We start from the raw sequence: 433 nt of genomic DNA, 5'->3' as shown, positions 1-433 counted from the left end.
CGGTACCCGTTCTCTCTGCGCATCCCGCACTGACTCACTCAGTGCGGGATGTTCGCGCTCTGCGGATCGCTCGCGGCCGCGCGCATCTGCGAGCTGCTGCATCCGGTCAGGACAGTGCCGTCGTCAGCTCTGGCCACCACGCGTTCATGGATTCGGATGCTGCCTGAAGGCAAGCCGCTGCGCGACGCTTCGCGTTGCCAGACCTGCACGCCGGCCTGCTGGTGAGCAGTTGTCAGAACGGCATCGAGCAACACGCTTGCCACGTTGATTCTGCCAAGGTCTGCAGCGAACAGGCCGGCCGGTGCGGCCAGCACCTTGTCGGTGGCGATGCCCTGGATCTGCAGCGGCGTCTGCAGTTCGATCTGGAAGACGGGAAGCACCGTGCCGTTGATCGCATGCGTGGGTGCCGACACTGCGTGCACCTCTGCCGGCC

At 65.6% G+C, this 433-nt stretch carries 1 protein-coding gene; it reads right to left on the bottom strand.

Annotated elements, in window-relative coordinates:
- Positions 1-38 precede the first annotated feature (38 nt).
- The coding region (locus AC1DCY_RS27700; protein ID WP_477355988.1) for a hypothetical protein at positions 39-433 on the bottom strand (395 nt) is incomplete at its 5' end.

It is taken from the genome of Lysinibacillus sp. 10T31, from assembly GCF_056394365.1.
This window is presented reverse-complemented; position numbering and strand designations above follow the sequence as displayed.